Below are 20,151 nucleotides of genomic sequence, written 5' to 3'. Positions count from 1 at the left end.
TAACCTCAATACGCTACACAGCAAAAAATAATATATATAAAGTATGACATTCTGTATTTGTGGTCAACTTAGCGTTTAAACTTTGTTTCTAAAATAACAGAGGAAGTCGTACGTTCAACCCCATCTAAGTTACCAATGTCATCGAGTAAATGGCTGAGTTTTTCTAAATTTTGTGCTTGTACAACGGCTATCAAATCAAACTCACCACTGATAGCATACAATTGTGAAATAGCATCAATCTGCTTGAGTTCAAGGTTAGTTTTAGTGGTTAGTTTTTGCTTTACCTTAATTGATACATGGGCCGATACCATGGCACTTAAGTACGCATCGCCATAGTCAACACTGTAGCCCTTTATTACTCCAGTTTCTTCTAGCTTTAACATCCTACTTTGCACCGTTGAGCGCGATAAGTTAAGTGCCCTGGCAAGATCAGAAATACTCGCTCTGGCATTCGTGCGAAGTATAGAAAGTAGCTTTTCGTCTTGTATAGTTATCATATTGATTATTAACCTCGTCATTTTGTGTTTTATTTTAATCATTTTTCACAAAATAGCACTGCAAATTTAAGCTTTGAACTCAGATAATAGCGGTAGTAAATAAGAAAAATCATTAAAGCACATTATTGCAGGGTAATAACGGCTTGATTAACCCATCAAATGCAATTTGTTTTTTTTCATATTAAGCCAGAATTAGGTGTAACAAATGCAAGTAACAAGAGAATTATTCAACGACGTAATGGTCCCTAACTATAACCCATCAGAGGTTATTCCGGTGCGTGGCCAAGGTTCTCGTGTTTGGGATCAAAACGATAAAGAATATATTGACTTTGCTGGCGGTATTGCGGTCAACTGTTTAGGCCACTGTCACCCAGCCCTTGTTAATGCGTTAAAAGAGCAAAGCGAAAAAATCTGGCACTTATCCAATGTGATGACTAATGAGCCAGCACTTCGATTAGCTAAAAAAATCACCGACGCAACATTTGCAGACAAAGTTTACTTTGCAAACTCAGGCGCAGAAGCAAATGAAGCAGCGCTAAAACTCGCGCGTCGTTTCGCATTGGATGTACATGGTGCTGATAAAAGCCAAATAATCGCATTTAACAAAGGCTTTCATGGTCGTACCTTTTTTACCGTAACTGTGGGTGGCCAAACCGCATATTCTGACGGTTTTGGTCCTAAACCAGCCGCAATTGATCATTGTGACTACAATGATTTAGCAGCTTTTGAAGCACTGATCAGCGATAAAACCTGTGCCGTAATGATGGAACCTCTGCAAGGTGAAGGCGGCATTATCTCTGCAAATAATGAATTTATCAAAGGTGTGCGTGCTTTGTGTGATAAACACAATGCATTGCTTATTTTTGATGAAGTACAAACGGGTGTAGGCCGTACAGGCTCACTATACGCATACCAAGAATTAGGCGTGACACCAGATATTTTAACAACAGCAAAAGCGTTAGGTGGCGGTTTCCCTATTGGTGCGATGATCACCACGACTGATATTGCAGCACATCTTAAAGTGGGCACGCATGGTTCAACCTATGGCGGTAACCCGTTAGCGTGTGCAGTGGCAGAAGCGGCATTTGATACCGTGAATACCGAACAAGTGCTAAGCGGCGTTAAACAGCGTGAACAGCTTTTCCGTGATGGTTTTGCAGCGATCAACGCAAAATACGACGTATTTAGTGAAGTACGCGGTAAAGGTCTATTATTAGGCGCCGTACTAAACAGCAAGTTTGAAGGGCGCGCTCGCGACTTCTTGGTAGCAAGTACTCAACAAGGACTAATGAGCTTAGTTGCTGGTACCGATGTTATTCGTTTTACGCCTTCACTGGTGATCCCACTTGAGGACATTAAAGAAGGTCTAGCGCGCTTTGAAAAAGCCGTAGCAGACGTTGTAAACGGTTAACCTAATTTAACGCCCTGTTTAGGGCGTTAATGGAGCACTTTTAAATGCAAGTATTACGTCCTATAACCGCAAATGATTTTGACTCACTAAAACAAATAGCAATAGAGTCAGGCCATGGTTTTACATCATTACCTGTTGATGATGCCTTGTTGCTAGAGAAAATTGAACGAGCAGAAAGGAGCTTTGCAAAAAACATTAATAAGCCTCAAGACGAGGGCTACCTATTTGTATTAGAAGACAGTGAAACAGGTCAAGTAGTCGGCACTACCGCGATTGAAGCGGCGGTCGGTATGAACGTTCCTTTGTATCACTATCATTTAGGTAAAACGGTTCATCATTCTCGCACTCTTAACGTATATAACACCGTTGATATTCTCAGTATGTGTAATGATTACACCGGCTGCTCAGAGATATGCACACTGTTTTTACGTGAAGATAGCCGCAAAGGGCTAACAGGACGTTTCTTATCGCGTTCACGCTTTTTGTTTATGGCTCAACACAGTGAGCGTTTTGCCGATACCATCATTGCAGAAATGCGTGGCGTTAGTGACGAAAACGGCCATTCTCCATTTTGGCAATGGCTTGAAGAACATTTTTTCAGTATTGAATTCCCACTAGCCGATCATTTAGTCGGCTTAGGCGATAAAGTATTTATTAGTGAATTAATGCCCAAGTACCCTATTTACGCCAACCTGTTAAGCAAAAAAGCGCAAGCTGTAATTGGTAAAGTACACGAGCACACTAAACCTGCACTAAAATTGCTTGAAAAAGAAGGTTTTGAGCATCGAGGTTACGTTGATTTATTTGATGCTGGGCCAACAGTTGAAGCCAAACTTGGCAATATACGTAGCATCCGTGAATCTCAAGTATGCCCTATTACCATAGGTGAACTTGATCATATTAATCAACAAAGTTCCGACACCTTAGCTATTTGTAATCAAGGCGTGAATGACTTCAGAGCCACTTTCACAAAACATGCACATTATAATCATGCTAAACATACCTTGATTATTAGCAGTGAAGTTGCAAAAGCACTTAAATTAAAACAAGGAGATGCAGCGCGGTTTTTCCGTCTGTAAACCTCTGTAGGAGTTTCTATGAGCGTTAATACGCACAACAGCCAACTAATCAATAACCAATGGCAAACTGGCTTAGGTCATGATTTCAGTTCAATAAACCCAAGTAACGGGGATATTGTTTGGCAAGGTAAAGCAGCAAGTAAAGAACAAGTCGACGCAGCGATTAAATCAGCTCGTCAGGCACACATTACATGGGCAAATACCCCAATTACAGAGCGTATTGCGGTTCTTGAGCGTTTTGTCAGCCAGCTAAAAGAAAATAGCGAAGAGTTTGCGACTATCATTGCCCGCGAAACAGGTAAACCACTATGGGAAACACGCACCGAAGTGGGTGCTATGACAGGCAAAGTGGCGATCTCAATAAAAGCTCATAATGAACGAACAGGCACTACTGAAAATCCAATGCCCGGCGCTAAAGCTTTTATTCGTCATAAGCCGCATGGTGTAGTGGCTATTTTTGGCCCTTATAATTTCCCAGGCCACCTCCCTAATGGTCATATAGTACCGGCAATTTTAGCGGGTAATACCGTCGTATTTAAACCATCTGAGCTAACCCCACTTGTTGCTCAATACACACTTGAGTTATGGTTAAAAGCAGGCCTGCCAGCTGGGGTGATCAACCTTATTCAGGGTGAAGTTGACACCGGTATTGCACTTGCTAGCCACCAAGATACCGATGGCTTGTTTTTTACTGGCAGCTCAAACACAGGTCATTTATTACATAAGCAGTTTGCTGGACATCCAGGTAAAATTTTAGCGCTAGAAATGGGGGGGAATAACCCGCTCATAGTTAAAGATGTGGCTGACGTAAATGCTGCCGTGCATGATATTATCCAATCCGGCTTTATAACTTCTGGTCAGCGCTGTACGTGCGCCCGTCGGGTATTTATTGCAAATACAGCTAATGGTAATGCTATTTTAGAAAAGCTGATCACCGCAACTAAAAGTATAAAAGTTGCAGACAGCTTTAGCAAAGAACAACCTTTCATGGGGGCTATGATCAGCGAAAAAGCCGCGCTTGGAATGGTCGCCGCTCAGCAACAATTGATTGATATGGGAGCTGAACCTTTAGTTGAACTAAAACACTTAAAACCAGGCACCGGTTTTGTAAGCCCTGGTATTATCGATGTAACAAATGTGGCCAGCATCGCAGATGAAGAACACTTTGGCCCATTAATTAAAATTTATCGCTATAGCGACTTTGACAGTGCAATTGTGGAAGCGAACAATACCTCATTTGGTTTATCGGCTGGGCTTTTAAGTGACTCAAGTGAAGATTATGAGCACTTCTTAAAACATATTCGCGCCGGTATTGTTAACTGGAATCGCCCAATTACCGGTGCATCAAGTGCCGCGCCATTTGGTGGTATTGGTGCCAGTGGTAACCACAGAGCGAGCGCCTATTACGCCGCAGATTACTGCTCATACCCAGTAGCCTCTGTTGAAGCACCAAGCGTTAGTTTACCAAGTACCCTTGCGCCGGGCTTAATTATTGAATAATCAGTCTGCAGCTTAACGGCTGCAGAAATTAAATTAAGGAATTAAAAATGCACACAGATGTAAATGCCCTTTTTGACAACTTATGGCAAAACTACCTAGCGGTAACACCGTCAGCTGTAAAAGTTCATGAGCTATTAGGCTCGACACAACAAGATGATGTGATCAACGACCATATTGCACTACGCACTTTCAATCATGAAAAAATTGGTCTGGAAAAGTTAGCCGCCCATTTCTTAGCCGTCGGTTATAAAGAATGTAGTGAATATCATTTTGAAGCTAAAAAATTGTATGCTAAACATTATGAGCATAGCGATCCAAAGCAACCAAAAGTATTTATTTCTGAATTACTTGTAGAGCAATGTTCTGAGCAACTGCAAGCCATCGTTAATGAGCTGGTTGCCAGCATAGATGCAGATGCCGTAACCGCAGAAAACTTCTTATACTCAGGCACCCATTGGCAAGTAAGCTCTGAAACTTATAAACAGTTACTGGCTGAAAGCGAATATGCAGCGTGGATGTCAGCATGGGGTTACCGTGCTAATCATTTCACCGTGAACATTAATGAACTTGCCAAATTTGATAAAATTGAAGACGTTAACCAAGCGCTTAAAGATGCCGGTTTTGCCCTTAATATTTCAGGCGGTGAAGTAAAAGGCTCACCTGAGGTATTACTTGAGCAATCATCAACCCTTGCCGATGACTTTGCAGTAGAGTTTAGTGACACGACGATGAGCGTACCTAGTTGTTTTTATGAGTTTGCCCTGCGTTATGCGAAACCTGATGGTGAACTATATACCGGTTTCGTTGCTGCATCGGCCGATAAAATCTTTGAAAGCACCAATGCACGTTAATTAATCTAGATTCAGATCATAAGTGCATGTGTTTGCAGCTGGGTGCTTACTGGCTGATTTCATAAAGTACTTAGCTGTACGATAGAAAAACGCAGTTGTTCATTACAACTGCGTTTTTATTGTTTTTATACTAGGATTATGAGTCACTATATAAATAGTGGTTTATAGTCGTTTTCTAACTGTTCAAATGACAAATCACCAATAAAACGGCCAAAACTAAGCCACGTTGCTAAACCGCGTAAATCTTTAAAATGTGGCGGAACAAACTTAGGGTCTTCAATTACACCTAAATCATGTAATTGCGATATTAGTCTAAAGTCATCAATCGAGATTTTACCCACTAACAGCAAGGGTAATTGATCGATGCGACCAAGTTGTATCGCAACCCGAATTAAATTGTAAACCAATACAAACCCTTTGATATAAGCGATATCTTTAGTAAATGGCAAGCCTGTTGCGGTACTGCCACGAAATACTCGCTGGGCCAATGTATAGCTCTCATCTTTACTCAAGCCTTGGGCAACATAATCACGATATATATCAACAAACTCAGCCCCATCAATTACCTTGGTCACCGCTTGAATACGATTTACTAACTTCGCTAAACGACGAGGGGTTGATTTAAGGGTGATAATTTCGGTTAGTACTGCCAGCCCTTCTTGTGTCACTGTTGAACTTGGTGTGCCTTTACTTAAACAGGTTAAGTATGGCTGAGCTAAACCATTTTGCGTTGTACCTACGTGGATCCAGCCCTCATGTACTTCTAAAATATCAAGCTCACGTTGAGAAAACTTTACATCTTGATTTAGCTTAATATTATTAGCACCAGCAGCTGCATCACTGACGATCCCATCACTAATGACCACTTCAACATCGATACCTGGCATACTTAAACGTACTTGTTCAGCAAGAATTCGAACGGCTTCATCAGCATCTATATTTTTAGGATCATCAGGTAAAATATCGGCCGCCAATAGATTTTTGAGCGGTAACTCAAGCATATTTGCAAGCTCTGATAACGATGGCTCACCGGCATGAAATAAATCTTTTGGATGACCAAACAACTCTACCGATAAATCATGAAATTCAGCAGTGCCACGGTATTCAAGCATACTCAATACTGTTTTGTACTCGCTGCACATTTTACTCATATATTGAGCGATAGGATTGAGTTGCCCAAGCTGGCTAATGATATTACGGTTTAGATCAGAAAATGCTTGGCGTAGCTCGCTAGGTACAAAACCTAGATCCCGTTGCTGATAATAGGCTTTATCAACCAGTGGATTTTTTTGACATTTTTGTCTAAAAAACTCTTCTTTTATGCTTTTATCCCAATTTATCGCATCTAAGATACGGATCGGGGTTTGTAGGGCGATTAATCGATCTGATAACTCGCGAGTTTTAAGTAATAACGCCTTATCTATCATGCTCTAAGCTCACTGATGAATGAGCCTAGAGGATAGGCTAGATTTGCTCATTTTCAAAGCAAATTATTACTTACTTTGCAAATTTACAGGGCTAGAAAAATCGCTGATACGATTGACCATGTGTCCATTTTTATAAATGACCAAGGTAGGCACACTACTGATTTTATTATCAATAAATAAATCATTACCGTGATCAATGTACACCGGATGTATGACTTTAAATTTTTCGATATATTCATCAACAGCTGCTTGATCTGTCCATAATTGGCTAACCCTAGCTTCAGTATCAATTCCCTGATTGGTTAATAGATTGATTTGCTTTTGAGCTGCGGCACAGTTTGTTGCCATCTTCGGGCGAGTATCAGCTAAATACCAATCACACCACGTTGCCGTATATAATATTGCCTTTAAGCCATGCTCTGGAATAACTAAAGCAGTCGCAGCTTGCTTATTACCTTCATCTAACAAGTGGGCCTTTGCCACCATGCCGTCATGTGATAATAATCGCAGTGTATTATCAAGTGCTTTATCTGCTTGATGGCCTTGAAAAATCACTTTGCCCGTTTTATCGAGTAATACATGAAAAGGAGTGCCTATAAATTGATAATGCTGAGCAACTTTTGCGGTATGATCACTCATGATAGGCATGGTTAAATTAAACTGTTTTTTAACAGCTGCAACAGCAGTAGGATCATCATTTAGATCAATGTTAATCGCTATTGTATCAATTGTATCTCCATACTGTTCATAGGCCTGCTGAAAGTGTGGCATTTGCTCCATACAAGGCTTACACCACGTTGCCCAAAATTTTAAATACACAGGCTTTTTGCCAACGATTTTATTCAGCTCGAACAGCTCCCCCTGTTGGTTTTTTAAAACCAAATTTGACTCATTTGCTAACAAATGTTGACTGCTTGAAAAGTACAAAAAGACCCACAACAGCGTAATATATTTAGACTTCATCATTGTTATCCCTAAAATAAATACACCTTAGCATGGTCGCTTTCTTAGCTGATTGTAATTTTGCGACATCGGTGAACTTTTCGATCATTTATCATTACATGGTATAAACTAAATAGAGTTAGGTTTCGTATCAATTTAATTATCAAAGCAACATTTGGAGTAGTGATGAAAAATGACATCGAAGGAAAACAAATATTAGCTGTCTATGAGCAGATCATCCAACATGGTGAGATAAACGATGAAGGAAAACACTATAAAGGATTAACCGCATTTTCAGATATTGATGGTTATACCATTTATCTTAAAGGCAGTGGCGTATTGCTTAGATTTGGTTTTCATAACACCTATCATCTCGATTATGAACATGAAAAGCATAAAGATGACTTCCTTAAAAAGCTGGAAAATATAATCAATGAGGTGTAATTGTGTATAACAGCAAACCGCGAATTCGCCCAGCTAATAAGCACAACCAACATACAGATTTTATAGCCAAGGTTGTGCAACAATTACGCGACGATGAAAGTAAGCTTGCCATAATTAAAGGTAATCTCGAGGAGTATCGGCAACAACGGTTCCTAAAACGAGGATTTTTAACTGCAATTGAACGATTCGACTGGGTGTTTGAAGCTTCTGATAATATTGAAGATATTTGCCAGCAAATCTTAGCGGATGACTATATTGGCCAGCGATTACGTCGCTATCCGTTACTATTCAAAGGAATTCTATAGCCTAATTAACAGTTTATCGTACCCATCTGGTAAACCACCGTTTATTAATGATAATCATGCTTAAAAATGATAGATTGCGGAAATTTTTCAATTTTAAGAGCCTTGCTATGTCAAAAGCCGTCGACACTGCCGACTCATCGAGTGAAGGAAAACAATCGGGATTATTTAACCGATTTTTAGCCTCGGTTGAGTTTTTGGGGAATATGTTACCCCACCCAATCACCTTGTTTGCCCTATTTTGTGTGGCCATTATTGTTTTCAGTGGTATTGCTGATTGGTTTGGATTAAGTGCAATTGATCCTCGCCCAATTGGCTCCGCCGGTCGTGAACCTGACGGCGTTATCGAAGTTGTGAGTCTATTAAGTGCTGAAGGCTTACAACGTATCGTCACCGGTCTTGTTACTAATTTTACCAGTTTTGCCCCTTTAGGCACTGTGCTTGTTGCACTATTAGGTGTCAGCGTTGCCGAACATTCAGGGCTATTATCTGCTGCAATGCGTGGCATGGTAATGGGCGCATCTAAACGCTTAGTTACCTTTATGGTGGTATTTGCCGCTATATTATCTAATACTGCATCTGAACTTGGTTATGTTGTATTAATTCCTTTAGCTGCAATGATCTTCCATAGTTTAGGCCGTCATCCATTAGCGGGTTTAGCCGCAGCTTTTGCCGGTGTATCGGGCGGTTACAGTGCTAATTTATTGTTAGGTACGATTGATCCATTGCTTGCAGGTATTACGACTCCGGCAGCACAAATGATTGATCCAACTTACCAAGTTGGCGCTGAAGCAAACTGGTATTTTATGATGATTTCAGTTTTACTGATTGCCGTATTAGGCACCTTCGTGACTGAAAAAATCGTTGAACCCCGCCTTGGAAAATACAACCCCGATGATGCCAGTGCTGATCTGGCGCAAAATAATATAGAAGGCTTAACAGCTAAAGAAAAATCAGGCTTAAAATGGGCTGGATTTTCTTTATTGTTAGTATCGCTACTACTTGCTTGGACAATCGTGCCTGCAGATGGCATTTTGCGCCATCCTGAAACAGGTTTATTTGCCCACTCGCCTTTTTCTAAAGGGATTGTGGTATTTATTTTTATTACCTTTGGTATACCCGGTTTCGTTTATGGCCGTGTAGTAGGCACCATGAAAAATGATAAAGACGTGATCAACGCGATGAGCAAAAGTATGAGCTCAATGGGCATGTACATTGTATTAGTATTTTTTGCCGCGCAGTTTGTCGCCTTCTTTAAGTGGACTAACTTAGGGACTATTTTAGCTATAAATGGCGCTGCTATGTTACAAGCCCTCAATCTGACTGGTCCTGAAGTATTTGTGTTATTTATATTAATGTGTGCATTAGTTAATCTAAGCTTAGGTTCTTCATCTGCACAATGGGCAATCACTGCGCCTATCTTTGTACCAATGCTCATGTTGATTGGCTATGCGCCAGAGACCATTCAGGCGGCTTATCGAATTGGTGATTCTGTCACCAACTTGATCACCCCAATGATGAGTTACTTTGGCTTGATCCTCGCCGTTGCCACTAAATATAAAAAAGACATGGGAATAGGCACTTTAGTCGCCACCATGCTGCCTTATAGTATGATTTTCTTTGTCGGTTGGGTTGCTCTGTTTTATTTGTGGGTGTTTGTATTTGGTCTGCCAGTAGGGCCTGGCTCACCAATTTATTACACACCTTAATAACCGATAAATAATGCCAGCTGTTGCTGGCATTATTATTGAGTGACTCTAACGTGTTTGAAAAACTAAACTATCTGCTTTAATAATAGTAACTACTTATACAATTGCCACATTACTAGCAACTTCAACGAGATCTAAAATTATGAAAATAGTATGTTTTATTATCACTTTAGCATGTTCTTTGATCAGCATAACAAGTTATGCACAACCACTCCCATCAGTAAATATAAAGTCCGTCGCATTAACTAATTATGCGCACCCACAACAACACATCTATACTGCAGGACAACCTTCTAAAGAACAATTTCAGCAGCTTGCAAAGCAAGGTATAAAGTATGTAATTAATTTACGCGGGGATGGGGAAAATAATTGGGATGAACAGGCTTTAGTGACCAATTTAGGACTGCAATACTTTTCACTGCCCATTTCATCAAGAGCCGATATCAATATCGAAAATGCAAAAAAACTGCAGCAATTATTAGCGAAAGCATCTGAGAGCCCAACATTACTGCATTGTGCAAGTGGTAACCGAGTTGGGGCACTGATTGCACTTTATAACGCAATAGAGCTTAACCAACCAATTGAAAAAGCGATTGAGACCGGTAAACAGTGGGGATTGAAAAGTCTTGAACCTGTGGTAAGAGACGCCATAGCAACCTATAAAATAAAAGAGCATTAAAATAACACATTAGATGTATTGAAATATTCAACTATGACTTTAAATAGATCTAACAACAAAAAGCCCTTAGTTAAATACTAAGGGCTTTTTTTTAAATGTAATTTAAAGCTGCCATGCATAACTTAATTTAGTAAAGAAAGTACGTTGATCGCGTTCTATACTTTTTAATGAGTCATCTTGATAGCCTTTATCTGAATAACCCAAGTAAAATAATGTTTGTGCATTAATTTTATATGAGTAAACAAGCTGACTGCCATAATCTCGGTTGATGTGATTTACAGCAAAGTAATAAGCATTTTGATTTCGGTCGATATCTTCAAACTGTAAAATCAGTTTCAGCATCGAGCGCATATTAAATTTATAATAAATTCGTAAATCGGTTAGATTCGCTGTAAATACATTTTCACCTTGTGGGTTATCTAAACGGCTATAACTGTGTTCAAGCTGTAGTTGCCAATGATCATTGATGTCCCAGGTAAGTTCTGGCTCTAGAGTAAATAAATCACCTAACTGCTCATTACTGTAATCTATTTTACTACCAAACTCACTATAGAGCGTAATACGTAAATCTTTGCTTGGGTTAAAACCACCATAAATAAAGCCGATATTTTGATTATAAAAATCATCTTTATAGCTCTCATTACGATGGATCAAACCAAACTCTAAGGATGACTGTAATTGGCCTTTTAAAAAAATATACCCTTCGTACTCTTCTTCAAGCAAGCTACCATCTTGCGCCCAGGTTTTGTCCCAATCAACATTATAAGAATATTCGGTTATCATCTCACTTGCATCTAAGTACCACGTTTGCCCGCCGCCTAGTAACGCTTTTTTATAATCCACTTTTTCTTGATAGCCAACATCGGTACGATAATCCTCACCAATATCTTCGTAACTGGCAAGTAGCTTATAATCCCTTTTCTCGCGAGAAAACTCGAGCTTATAAGCTTGATCAGATTGGTTTTTCTCCAAGCCATAGTTATCAGTTAAAAAGGCGGAGTTTTTAGTATCAGAGGTAGCAACTTGATACAACACACTATCTGTTTGATTAAACCAATAACTACCATCTACCGACAGTACGGTATTGTGATAGTCATTCGCTTCACGGTGGGTACTCATCACCCCTATAGTGCCCTGCTCGCCAATGTCGTATTGATATCGGCCAACCGCTGACTTTGATTTTCCAGCTAAATTAGCAAAGCCAGAACCTTGGTTAGTCGGTAAAAAAAGACTGGTATTTTCATCATCGGCATACATAAAGGCATAACTATGTGCATCTGTTTTACCGGTTATTTTGGCGCCAATTTCAGGCTCGGCAATTGTACGAGTATATAAAAGCTCAAATAAACTGCTTTTGAAATACGATGCACCATCTAAAAAGAACGGGCGTTTCTCAGCATAATAAATAGAGTATGTAGTATTGACATCCAACTCTAAACTATCGGTCTCTACTTGCGAGAAATCGGGATTAATGGTGGCATTAATAACCGCATCTTGGCTGATACCCCAACGTAAATCGAGTCCAGCTTCAGTATCAATATCACCATTTTGCCAATCACCAGGTACTGTATTTTTCGTGTCATGACGAAGCGCAGTCAAGGTTGGTGTTAATTGAATATTTTTACTCGGCTCCATGGCAATAAAGCCGGTTACTTTATCAAATTGGCAAAAGCTGCATTTCACGTCGCGGTCAAAACCTACATTGGATAATTGATATAAAACATCTCGAGGATAATTACGCCACAGCGCAACCCCCCAAGTCATATCGGCTTTATTTTTAGGAAAACGCAATGCAGTGAACGGGATGCGCATCTCTACGGTATAACCTTGGTCAGTTATTTGCCCCGCACTGTCCCAAATCGCATCCCACGATGGATCTTCAGCCCAGCCATCGGTATCGGTCATGCGCATATCACCTTGTGCACCGAGTGGGTTTACGTAAAACTCATAACCTGTTCGCTCATCGTTAAAAGTATCAATCATCAATGCGACATTATCATCCGACCATAATGTATCGCGATCTCGAAGTGCTGCACGTATTTGACTGGGATCATTATCATAAGCAACAAAACCAAGATATAAATAGTTGCCATCTTCATAGATATAAGCGTCTGTTTTTACAGGTGGTGTGCCTTTTTCATTGGGTTCATTTTGATAGCGTAAAGGGATTAAAGTGGCTTGTTGCCAGTGCGGTTCGCTCAACTTCCCATCAAGATCAATACCTTGATCAATGTGCGCTAAAATAAATTGTTGTTGCTCAGCGTGTGCAAAAGTACTACATAAAGCGAAAGCTAAAACCCAGACAGGTAACGTTATTAATTTTATATACTGCATAAACATCCATTTAATACTCAGTTACTCGGATGAGTAAGTTAAGTAGCAATTGTAATTCACGCAGGTACATTTGTTAATAGTTTGATTGCAAAAATGTTATTTTAATTAACTAACCAAGACAAAAAGCTGAGATTTTAGGTCTCAATTAACTTTAATTTATCGGCCACACCATTCCAGGTATCGGCATCTTCAGGGGCTGGTTTTACATCAGTGATACGCGGCCAAATAAGAGCAAGTTCGGCATTCAGTTCGGTGAATTCTTGTTGCGAATCAGGTAATTCATCTTCTTGATAAATTGCTTCAGCGGGGCATTCTGGAACACATAAACCACAATCAATACAATCAATCGGACTGATCGCCAAAAAATTAGGGCCTTCATAAAACGCATCTGCTGGACACACTGCTACACAGTCAGTGTATTTACACTTTATACAGTTTTCAGTGACTACAAATGCCATTTTAACTTTTGCCTAACATATCTTAATACAGCTGGAGATCATACCCAACCACAGCCAAAATACAATAAATAATCGCTGCCATCGAGGCTTAAATTAACGTAAAATAGTCAGCTATTGTGAGCAACTCGCATCAGCGACTGCTAAGACACCTAACAGAGACTAAATATGATACGTTTAACAGAAATTAAGCTGCCACTTGATCATGGCGAAGATGCCATAAAGCAAGCAATTATAACTAAACTTGGCATTGATAACAGCCAACTCCATAGCTTTAATGTCTTTAAACGTGGTTACGATGCCCGCAAAAAAACCGCCATTTTACTTATTTATACCCTCGACATTGAGGTTGATAATGAAGCGCAATTATTAATTCAGTTTGCTAAAGACCAACATGTAAAACCAGCCCCTGACACCAGCTATAAATTTGTTGCTCAAGCACCAGCAACAATTCAAGAACGTCCTGTGGTGATAGGCTTTGGCCCTTGTGGACTGTTTGCTGGTTTAATACTGGCGCAAATGGGGTTTAAACCCATTATTTTAGAACGTGGTAAAGAAGTACGTGAACGTACCAAAGACACTTTCGGTTTTTGGCGAAAACGTACTCTAAATACCGAGTCAAACGTGCAATTTGGTGAAGGCGGCGCAGGAACATTCTCTGACGGAAAACTTTACAGCCAAGTTAAAGATCCAAAGCATTATGGTCGTAAAGTGATCACTGAATTTGTAGCTGCGGGCGCACCAGAAGAAATTATGTATGTCAGCAAACCGCATATTGGTACTTTTAAGCTGGTTACGATGATTGAAAAAATGCGTGCAAGTATTGAAGCGCTCGGCGGTGAAATTCGTTTTAGCACCCGCGTTGATGACATCCTACTTGATGATGGCCAAGTAACAGGACTGAAATTATCCTCCGGTGAACAACTTGATACCCGTCATGTTGTGCTTGCGGTAGGTCACAGCGCACGTGATACATTTAAAATGGTATACGATAAAGGGATTTACGTTGAAGCAAAACCGTTTTCAGTTGGTTTTAGAATTGAGCACAAACAATCTATGATCGATGAATGCCGTTTTGGTGATAATGCTGGTAACCCGATCCTTGGCTCTGCAGATTACAAACTGGTTCACCATTGTCACAGTGGCCGTACTGTTTACAGTTTTTGTATGTGCCCAGGCGGTACTGTGGTCGCAGCAACCTCTGAAGAAGGTCGCGTGGTAACGAATGGCATGAGTCAGTATTCTCGCAGCGAACGCAACGCTAACAGTGCCATTGTTGTGGGGATTTCTCCTGAAGAAGATTTCCCAGGTCATCCATTAGCCGGTATTGATCTGCAGCGAAAACTAGAAGAGCAAGCCTTTGAACTAGGTGGTAGTAATTACGATGCACCGGCACAGTTAATTGGCGACTTCTTGAAAGGTAAAGATTCAAGTGACTTAGGCGATGTAAAGCCTTCATACACACCAGGTATCAAACTCACTGATCTAGCAAATGTGTTACCTAAATATGCAATTGATGCCATTCGTGAAGCAATTCCTGCATTTAATAAGCAAATTCGTGGTTTTTCATCAAACGATGGCTTATTAACGGGCGTTGAAACCCGTACTTCATCACCAATTTGCATTAAACGAGATAAAAGCATGCAAAGTATCAATACCCAAGGCCTATACCCTGCCGGTGAAGGTGCGGGTTATGCAGGTGGTATTCTTTCCGCAGGCATTGACGGTATAAAAGCCGCTGAAGCATTAGCGTTATCTATGCTTGAGAAAAATAACTAAGTAGTTTTTCACAGTTCACAAAAAAGCCTCATTTATTGAGGCTTTTTGGTGTTAATGACTTAACTTATACCATTATTTCTTTAACGAAAGTTTGGCACCTTTGAGGGTTTTACGTACGTTTGAGATACGTGAACGGTTTTTAGCTCGCGCTTCACCAGTTGCTTGACCTGATGGTTTATTTGAATGGCTACGACGCAAATGCGATGGTTTTTTGCCAATTTTATCAATCAGTACTTCACGGTTACTTACTTCATAACCCGGCAAGTATTCACGCTGAATTTTTTGACCGATTAAGGTTTCAATTTCAAACAACATATTTTCTTCTTCGCGGCTAACAAATGAGATTGCTTGACCTTGTTTACCGGCACGACCTGTACGACCAATACGGTGTACGTAATCTTCAGCAAGCCATGGTAAGTCAATATTAATTACACGTGGTAGGTCATCAATATCAATCCCGCGAGCGGCAACTTCTGTAGCCACAAGCACACGTACTTTACCCGCTTTGAAATCACTTAATGCACGACGACGGTTACCTTGGGTTTTATCACCATGGCACACAGCAGCCGGGATACCATCTAAGTTTAATTCTTTAACTAGCTCATCAGCCGTTTCTTTCATGTTGACGAACACTAACACTTGCTGCCAGTTTTTCTTACCGATCAATTCAGAAAGCAGCTCTTGTTTACGGCGCTCTTCAACTGGATAAACCACGTGATGAACGGTTGCAGCAGTGCTGTTGGTTTGATCAACACGGACAATTTCAGCTTGCTTGAGTACTTTGCTAGCAAACTGTTTAATTGCCGCTGGGAATGTTGCAGAGAACAACAAAATTTGGCGATCTTCAGCACAGCCATTGATCACTGTTTGCATATCACCAATAAAGCCCATATCAAGCATACGGTCAGCTTCATCGAGCACAAGATGTTGTACGTCAGCAAGGCTTAGATTACCTAAACGAATATGATCCAGTAAACGACCCGGTGTTGCGACTACGATATCGACACCCGCTTTTAAGCCATTAGCTTGACCTACCGTACTAACACCGCCAAATAAACTCACAGTTTTAAGCTTGGTGTACTTTGCAAAATCAGTAAAATTATTGGCAATTTGCTCTGCAAGCTCACGCGTTGGTGCTAGCACTAAGGCACGTGGTGCATTAGTTTTTGTGTATTCAACTTCAGATAATTTTTGAATAATTGGTAAAGCAAAAGCAGCTGTCTTACCGGTGCCTGTTTGGGCACTGGCTAAAACATCTTTGCCTTTACGTACTGCTGGAATAGCATTACGTTGAATGGGCGTAAGGGTGTGATAGTTAAGTTCATCTAACGCCTGAAGAAGTTCAGGGGCAAAACTAAAAGATTTAAAATTCATGCTGTATAACCTGCGGCCACATTATCAAGGGTCGCAAATTATACAGCAATTTAAGGCAAACAGTTAGTTTTTAAATATATAAACCAACTAGAATTACCTTTTCTCTTCTACAGCCATTTTTGTGTTTGACCTTTTCAAAGCATACTTTGCTAAGCAATAACAACAATGGTTGGCGATCTTTTAAAGCCCAAACTAAATTATGGCAGAATAATTGTATTTTCTAAATTTAATGGTGTGGCTTTAGAGCCACCTACAACAGCAACATCATCAAGTTTATTGATCAACGTAACCCCTTGCGCTTGCTGCTGCTCATTTAATGGCACATAAGGTAATCTAAATACAGGCTTGACAGCACCTGTCATCATCAATGCAGTATTAATTGCAATTGGATTTGGCTCACAGAACAACCAACTGATCAAAGGTTGTAATGACGCGTTCAGCGCGTCGCTTTTGCTGTCCATTAATTGACGATACAAGCCAGGAATTAAATTAGAGGTTACCGAGATCACGCCATGCGCTTTATAAGTATGGCGAGCATCATGTGCTTCATCGTCATTACCAGACCAACAGGCAATACCTTGTTGCTCATAGTGATTAATGCGCTCATTACCACCGCACTCTTTTACGCCAATAAAGTTTTCATGTTGTGCCAACGGCTCAATAATGTCAGGGGTTAAATCTTGCCCTGTGCGCCCTGCTACGTTATAGATAAAAGCAGGACCAATTGCCAGCACTCGTTTGAAGTGTTCAATCACACCGGCAATCGATGTGCGGCCATAATAAGGGTTAATTTGTAGCGCTGCATCCATACCGCTGGCAAAGCCATACTCAGTCGCTTTAACGGCTTCGCGGGTATTGTTACTGCCAGTGTTACCAACAATCACCAACTTATCTGCATACTTATTAACGCTGTGCGCAATCAGCATTAAATGCTCTTCCCAGTTCATTAACTGGCCTTCACCTGTGGTTCCACCGACCACAATACCATCAACACCGGCGGCGATCTGCTGTTCAACTAAATAATCATATGTGGCTAAGTCAATTTCACCACTGGCTAAATAAGGCGTTTTAATTGCTGTGATGAGGCTTGCTTGTTTAATTTGTTCTAGGGTGCGCATAAAAAATTAATCTTAAAAAAACTTGCCGTAGTTGTAACATAAAAGCAGGCGTTTTCCGAGTGTTGCATAACTAATTAATTAAATTACTTGTGTTGTAGAGGTGCTTAGTCCAAAATAAACAACTGTATAAATGAACAGTATATTTATTTTCTAACCTTGAGTGCACTTTTATGCGTTTATCACGATTTTTAGCAACCCATTTTTATCACAGCGAAGAGCTTTGTCATGCCTTAGCAATCGATGAAGATACTCTTGCAATTTGGCAACAAAACGGGTTATTTCCAAAACCCAGTTACTGTATTAAAAATCAGCTTAGTTGTAGCTCTTACTCTGGTTTATATGAATGCGAAGAATACGACGACTTCTATCCAAGAGGATGCGTTAACTGGGGACAAGGCTTAGCCAAGCAAAAAATTGATTCATCCAGTCAAGCCTTCAACTACTTTGCACAGCAATACAGTGCAAGTTTAACGAAGTTAGCTCAACAAGGGTTTGAATTTAACGAAGAGCTATTTGGTTGTGAATTAGAAGAGCACCTACAACAAGTATGGCAACAATTTTTATGCAGTAAATACGGTGTGCTAACTCAAAATGGCTTAATTGAAGAAATCGCCGCCGTTGATATTGGTCGCTTAGTTGTAGATGATATAACCGAATTACGCACAAAGCCAAACCTCACACAAGCAGAGCGAAGCAAATTACACCCTGCTTTAAAACTATTAAATCGCGCGCTTAGTCATGGTGCCGAACACGAAAAACAACATACCCTTCGTGCCCGTTATATTGATGCACTGGTGCTTAAATATGATTTATCGGTTAAGTGAAGAAAAAAAGTTTTAGGTTTTAGGTTTTAGGTTTTAGGTTTTAGGAAAAACAATAGTGCCACATCACAGTTTTGCATAAATGTAACCGCAATATGATGATTTTTAAGAGTAGTGTAACCAAACTTACTGAATGAGTACTTTGAGCGCGATGAAGATGGCCACTCTAGCGCATTTCTGGACAAAAATGAGTTAGAGTTAACGGGCTGCTGTGAGCGGTCATTGGTAACACTTGCCGTAAACGGCACAAAATTGCAGGCTAAAATTGGCGACGAAGGAGCACAAGCTCACTGTTTTGTGTCCACGGTTTAACGGCCTTGTTAGGCAATGTGTTACGCATGTGGCTCAGTTGGGTAACTATGTGTAATGCAACTATGGCTGCATTTTTCACAATCTGCCGAGATAACCAGCTTATAGTTGATGAAATACCCAAGAATATTGAGCAATTTTGGCATGTACTTCACAAAGAAGCGTGCAAGTATAAAATACAAAATAACTACAGATACTAAAGACCTTAATAGTTCAGGGTTTGTGTTTACACCTGCCAAAATTGAACCAACGGCGCCGACAAACAGTGATGTTACTCCATAAACTATCGCAAACAAAATTGCAACGAAAGGAATGCAAAGAACAAACAGCCCGAAACAATCTAACAGACTAATTTTAAATTCGATTTTCCGTTTAGGTTTATTTCCACAGACACTACATTTCATCTAGTTGCCTAACACCCGCCTAACACGCAATGTGTTGGCGTGGCTTTTTGCGTTGTTTGCCAAAACCATGACAACTAAACATTGTCGGAGTTAAGGCGCTTGTTAGGTGCACTTTATTAGCTGCACTGGTGAATTACAATACTCTAAATTCCCTATTAATTCGTTATTATCTGGATAGTTAGGGCAATTACCGATATTGACAGACTGAACGCTGCCATTTGGTTTCATCTCGACATCGACAAAAGACGCAACAAGCTGGTCTTCTAATTGACGGCTCCAAGTAAAGTGATAATTGGTATTGTGTGATTTTAGGAATGTTCTATCAGGCACATTAAATTTACTTGTAAAAGAAGTTAAAGCCACACTCTGATTTTTTACATTTATTCTCGCTGAACGTGCTGTCCAAGAGAACGGCCAAGATCTCGTGATATCGACAGCTATGTTGCATTCGCCAAGCTCAGAGGTACGCGATAGTCCAGAGATTACCTCTGCATATTCGATGTTCTTTAAACTACTCGAACCCGCTTGGCAGAGCCAAATAAAAAGAATAACTATTGGAATCAATTTACGATTCATAATGGATACGCCTCACGTGCGTATTCTCATGACTTTGATCACCGATTCTCATCAGCTTTGATCACCTGATTTATCATTTTGTAGAGCCGTTTTTAAATTAGCTTAACTGATCATCATCAGTCAATTTATTTAACTGTTTT

The 20,151-nt window shown here is 40.2% G+C and carries 18 protein-coding genes; 10 read left to right on the top strand and 8 right to left on the bottom strand.

Going from position 1 to position 20,151, the window contains the following annotated elements; all coding sequences use genetic code 11:
* Positions 1 to 68: 68 nt before the first annotated feature.
* Positions 69 to 497 carry an Lrp/AsnC family transcriptional regulator gene (locus H5232_RS15685; protein ID WP_145235943.1) on the bottom strand — a complete coding sequence of 143 codons (429 nt, stop codon included), beginning with the start codon at positions 495 to 497 and terminating at the stop codon, positions 69 to 71.
* A 205-nt stretch (positions 498 to 702) separates the two neighbouring features.
* Between H5232_RS15685 and H5232_RS15680 the strand changes: the two genes are divergently transcribed.
* Genes H5232_RS15680 through H5232_RS15665 form a run of 4 tightly spaced genes read left to right on the top strand, consistent with a single transcriptional unit; the run spans position 703 to position 5,338 of the window.
* Entirely contained in the window at positions 703 to 1,908 is a 1,206-nt protein-coding gene (locus H5232_RS15680; protein ID WP_149980154.1) for an aspartate aminotransferase family protein, read from the top strand.
* A 44-nt stretch (positions 1,909 to 1,952) separates the two neighbouring features.
* Complete coding sequence (gene astA / locus H5232_RS15675; protein WP_149980153.1) at positions 1,953 to 2,987, top strand: arginine N-succinyltransferase; 1,035 nt, start codon at positions 1,953 to 1,955, stop codon at positions 2,985 to 2,987.
* Between the two features lie 18 nt (positions 2,988 to 3,005).
* On the top strand, positions 3,006 to 4,487 hold the full coding sequence (gene astD / locus H5232_RS15670; protein ID WP_182831167.1) for a succinylglutamate-semialdehyde dehydrogenase: 1,482 nt from the start codon (positions 3,006 to 3,008) through the stop codon (positions 4,485 to 4,487).
* Between the two features lie 47 nt (positions 4,488 to 4,534).
* Entirely contained in the window at positions 4,535 to 5,338 is an 804-nt protein-coding gene (locus H5232_RS15665; protein WP_182831166.1) for a DUF1338 domain-containing protein, read from the top strand.
* A 146-nt stretch (positions 5,339 to 5,484) separates the two neighbouring features.
* Here H5232_RS15665 and H5232_RS15660 read toward each other — a convergent pair whose 3' ends face one another.
* Positions 5,485 to 6,765 carry a flavohemoglobin expression-modulating QEGLA motif protein gene (locus H5232_RS15660; RefSeq protein WP_145235968.1) on the bottom strand — a complete coding sequence of 427 codons (1,281 nt, stop codon included), beginning with the start codon at positions 6,763 to 6,765 and terminating at the stop codon, positions 5,485 to 5,487.
* Positions 6,766 to 6,831: 66 nt separating this feature from the next.
* The gene (locus tag H5232_RS15655) at positions 6,832 to 7,731 is read right to left on the bottom strand and encodes a redoxin family protein (protein ID WP_182831165.1); all 900 of its coding nucleotides are present in this window, start codon (positions 7,729 to 7,731) and stop codon (positions 6,832 to 6,834) included.
* Positions 7,732 to 7,893: 162 nt separating this feature from the next.
* On the opposite strand from H5232_RS15655, the gene H5232_RS15650 reads away from it, so the two are divergent.
* The 4 genes from H5232_RS15650 to H5232_RS15635 all read left to right on the top strand — a co-directional run bounded on the left by H5232_RS15650 (position 7,894) and on the right by H5232_RS15635 (position 10,841).
* Complete coding sequence (locus H5232_RS15650; protein WP_182778435.1) at positions 7,894 to 8,151, top strand: DUF3081 domain-containing protein; 258 nt, start codon at positions 7,894 to 7,896, stop codon at positions 8,149 to 8,151.
* Positions 8,152 to 8,153: 2 nt separating this feature from the next.
* Positions 8,154 to 8,456, top strand: a complete 303-nt coding sequence (locus H5232_RS15645; protein ID WP_145235984.1) for a hypothetical protein — start codon at positions 8,154 to 8,156, stop codon at positions 8,454 to 8,456.
* Positions 8,457 to 8,563: 107 nt separating this feature from the next.
* Entirely contained in the window at positions 8,564 to 10,162 is a 1,599-nt protein-coding gene (locus H5232_RS15640; RefSeq protein WP_182831164.1) for an AbgT family transporter, read from the top strand.
* Between the two features lie 142 nt (positions 10,163 to 10,304).
* Complete coding sequence (locus H5232_RS15635) at positions 10,305 to 10,841, top strand: fused DSP-PTPase phosphatase/NAD kinase-like protein (RefSeq protein WP_182719555.1); 537 nt, start codon at positions 10,305 to 10,307, stop codon at positions 10,839 to 10,841.
* A gap of 102 nt (positions 10,842 to 10,943) precedes the next feature.
* Here H5232_RS15635 and H5232_RS15630 read toward each other — a convergent pair whose 3' ends face one another.
* Both H5232_RS15630 and fdxA read right to left on the bottom strand, forming a co-directional pair.
* Positions 10,944 to 13,175 (bottom strand): carbohydrate binding family 9 domain-containing protein, encoded by a 2,232-nt coding sequence (locus tag H5232_RS15630; protein WP_182831163.1) that lies wholly within the window; start codon positions 13,173 to 13,175, stop codon positions 10,944 to 10,946.
* Positions 13,176 to 13,309: 134 nt separating this feature from the next.
* Positions 13,310 to 13,633, bottom strand: coding sequence for a ferredoxin FdxA (fdxA, locus tag H5232_RS15625; RefSeq protein WP_145235999.1), 324 nt, complete (start codon positions 13,631 to 13,633; stop codon positions 13,310 to 13,312).
* Between the two features lie 165 nt (positions 13,634 to 13,798).
* Here fdxA and H5232_RS15620 point away from each other — a divergent pair, with 165 nt between their 5' ends.
* A complete protein-coding gene (locus tag H5232_RS15620; protein WP_182831162.1) occupies positions 13,799 to 15,409 on the top strand; it encodes an NAD(P)/FAD-dependent oxidoreductase in 1,611 nt (536 codons plus the stop codon).
* A gap of 72 nt (positions 15,410 to 15,481) precedes the next feature.
* Here H5232_RS15620 and H5232_RS15615 read toward each other — a convergent pair whose 3' ends face one another.
* Both H5232_RS15615 and dapA read right to left on the bottom strand, forming a co-directional pair.
* On the bottom strand, positions 15,482 to 16,783 hold the full coding sequence (locus tag H5232_RS15615; protein ID WP_145236005.1) for a DEAD/DEAH box helicase: 1,302 nt from the start codon (positions 16,781 to 16,783) through the stop codon (positions 15,482 to 15,484).
* Positions 16,784 to 16,980: 197 nt separating this feature from the next.
* The gene (dapA, locus tag H5232_RS15610; RefSeq protein ID WP_149980144.1) at positions 16,981 to 17,901 is read right to left on the bottom strand and encodes a 4-hydroxy-tetrahydrodipicolinate synthase; all 921 of its coding nucleotides are present in this window, start codon (positions 17,899 to 17,901) and stop codon (positions 16,981 to 16,983) included.
* Between the two features lie 170 nt (positions 17,902 to 18,071).
* Here dapA and H5232_RS15605 point away from each other — a divergent pair, with 170 nt between their 5' ends.
* Positions 18,072 to 18,725 (top strand): DUF6058 family natural product biosynthesis protein, encoded by a 654-nt coding sequence (locus tag H5232_RS15605; protein WP_145236013.1) that lies wholly within the window; start codon positions 18,072 to 18,074, stop codon positions 18,723 to 18,725.
* Between the two features lie 812 nt (positions 18,726 to 19,537).
* On the opposite strand, the gene H5232_RS15600 is transcribed toward H5232_RS15605, so the two are convergent.
* Positions 19,538 to 20,011 (bottom strand): hypothetical protein, encoded by a 474-nt coding sequence (locus tag H5232_RS15600; protein ID WP_149980143.1) that lies wholly within the window; start codon positions 20,009 to 20,011, stop codon positions 19,538 to 19,540.
* Between the last annotated feature and the right edge of the window lie 140 nt (positions 20,012 to 20,151).

The organism is Pseudoalteromonas sp. SG41-5 (assembly GCF_014164495.1).
Classification (GTDB): domain Bacteria; phylum Pseudomonadota; class Gammaproteobacteria; order Enterobacterales; family Alteromonadaceae; genus Pseudoalteromonas; species Pseudoalteromonas rhizosphaerae.
Note: the sequence above shows the minus strand (reverse complement) of the source record. Positions and strands in the feature narration are given on the sequence as shown.

Coding starts and splice junctions, on each gene's coding strand:
- H5232_RS15685 (WP_145235943.1), bottom strand. CDS start 497: ATGATAACTATACAAGACGAAAAGCTACTTTCTATACTTCGCACGAAT.
- H5232_RS15680 (WP_149980154.1), top strand. CDS start 703: ATGCAAGTAACAAGAGAATTATTCAACGACGTAATGGTCCCTAACTAT.
- astA (WP_149980153.1), top strand. CDS start 1,953: ATGCAAGTATTACGTCCTATAACCGCAAATGATTTTGACTCACTAAAA.
- astD (WP_182831167.1), top strand. CDS start 3,006: ATGAGCGTTAATACGCACAACAGCCAACTAATCAATAACCAATGGCAA.
- H5232_RS15665 (WP_182831166.1), top strand. CDS start 4,535: ATGCACACAGATGTAAATGCCCTTTTTGACAACTTATGGCAAAACTAC.
- H5232_RS15660 (WP_145235968.1), bottom strand. CDS start 6,765: ATGATAGATAAGGCGTTATTACTTAAAACTCGCGAGTTATCAGATCGA.
- H5232_RS15655 (WP_182831165.1), bottom strand. CDS start 7,731: ATGATGAAGTCTAAATATATTACGCTGTTGTGGGTCTTTTTGTACTTT.
- H5232_RS15650 (WP_182778435.1), top strand. CDS start 7,894: ATGAAAAATGACATCGAAGGAAAACAAATATTAGCTGTCTATGAGCAG.
- H5232_RS15640 (WP_182831164.1), top strand. CDS start 8,564: ATGTCAAAAGCCGTCGACACTGCCGACTCATCGAGTGAAGGAAAACAA.
- H5232_RS15635 (WP_182719555.1), top strand. CDS start 10,305: ATGAAAATAGTATGTTTTATTATCACTTTAGCATGTTCTTTGATCAGC.
- H5232_RS15630 (WP_182831163.1), bottom strand. CDS start 13,175: ATGCAGTATATAAAATTAATAACGTTACCTGTCTGGGTTTTAGCTTTC.
- fdxA (WP_145235999.1), bottom strand. CDS start 13,633: ATGGCATTTGTAGTCACTGAAAACTGTATAAAGTGTAAATACACTGAC.
- H5232_RS15620 (WP_182831162.1), top strand. CDS start 13,799: ATGATACGTTTAACAGAAATTAAGCTGCCACTTGATCATGGCGAAGAT.
- H5232_RS15615 (WP_145236005.1), bottom strand. CDS start 16,783: ATGAATTTTAAATCTTTTAGTTTTGCCCCTGAACTTCTTCAGGCGTTA.
- dapA (WP_149980144.1), bottom strand. CDS start 17,901: ATGCGCACCCTAGAACAAATTAAACAAGCAAGCCTCATCACAGCAATT.
- H5232_RS15605 (WP_145236013.1), top strand. CDS start 18,072: ATGCGTTTATCACGATTTTTAGCAACCCATTTTTATCACAGCGAAGAG.
- H5232_RS15600 (WP_149980143.1), bottom strand. CDS start 20,011: ATGAATCGTAAATTGATTCCAATAGTTATTCTTTTTATTTGGCTCTGC.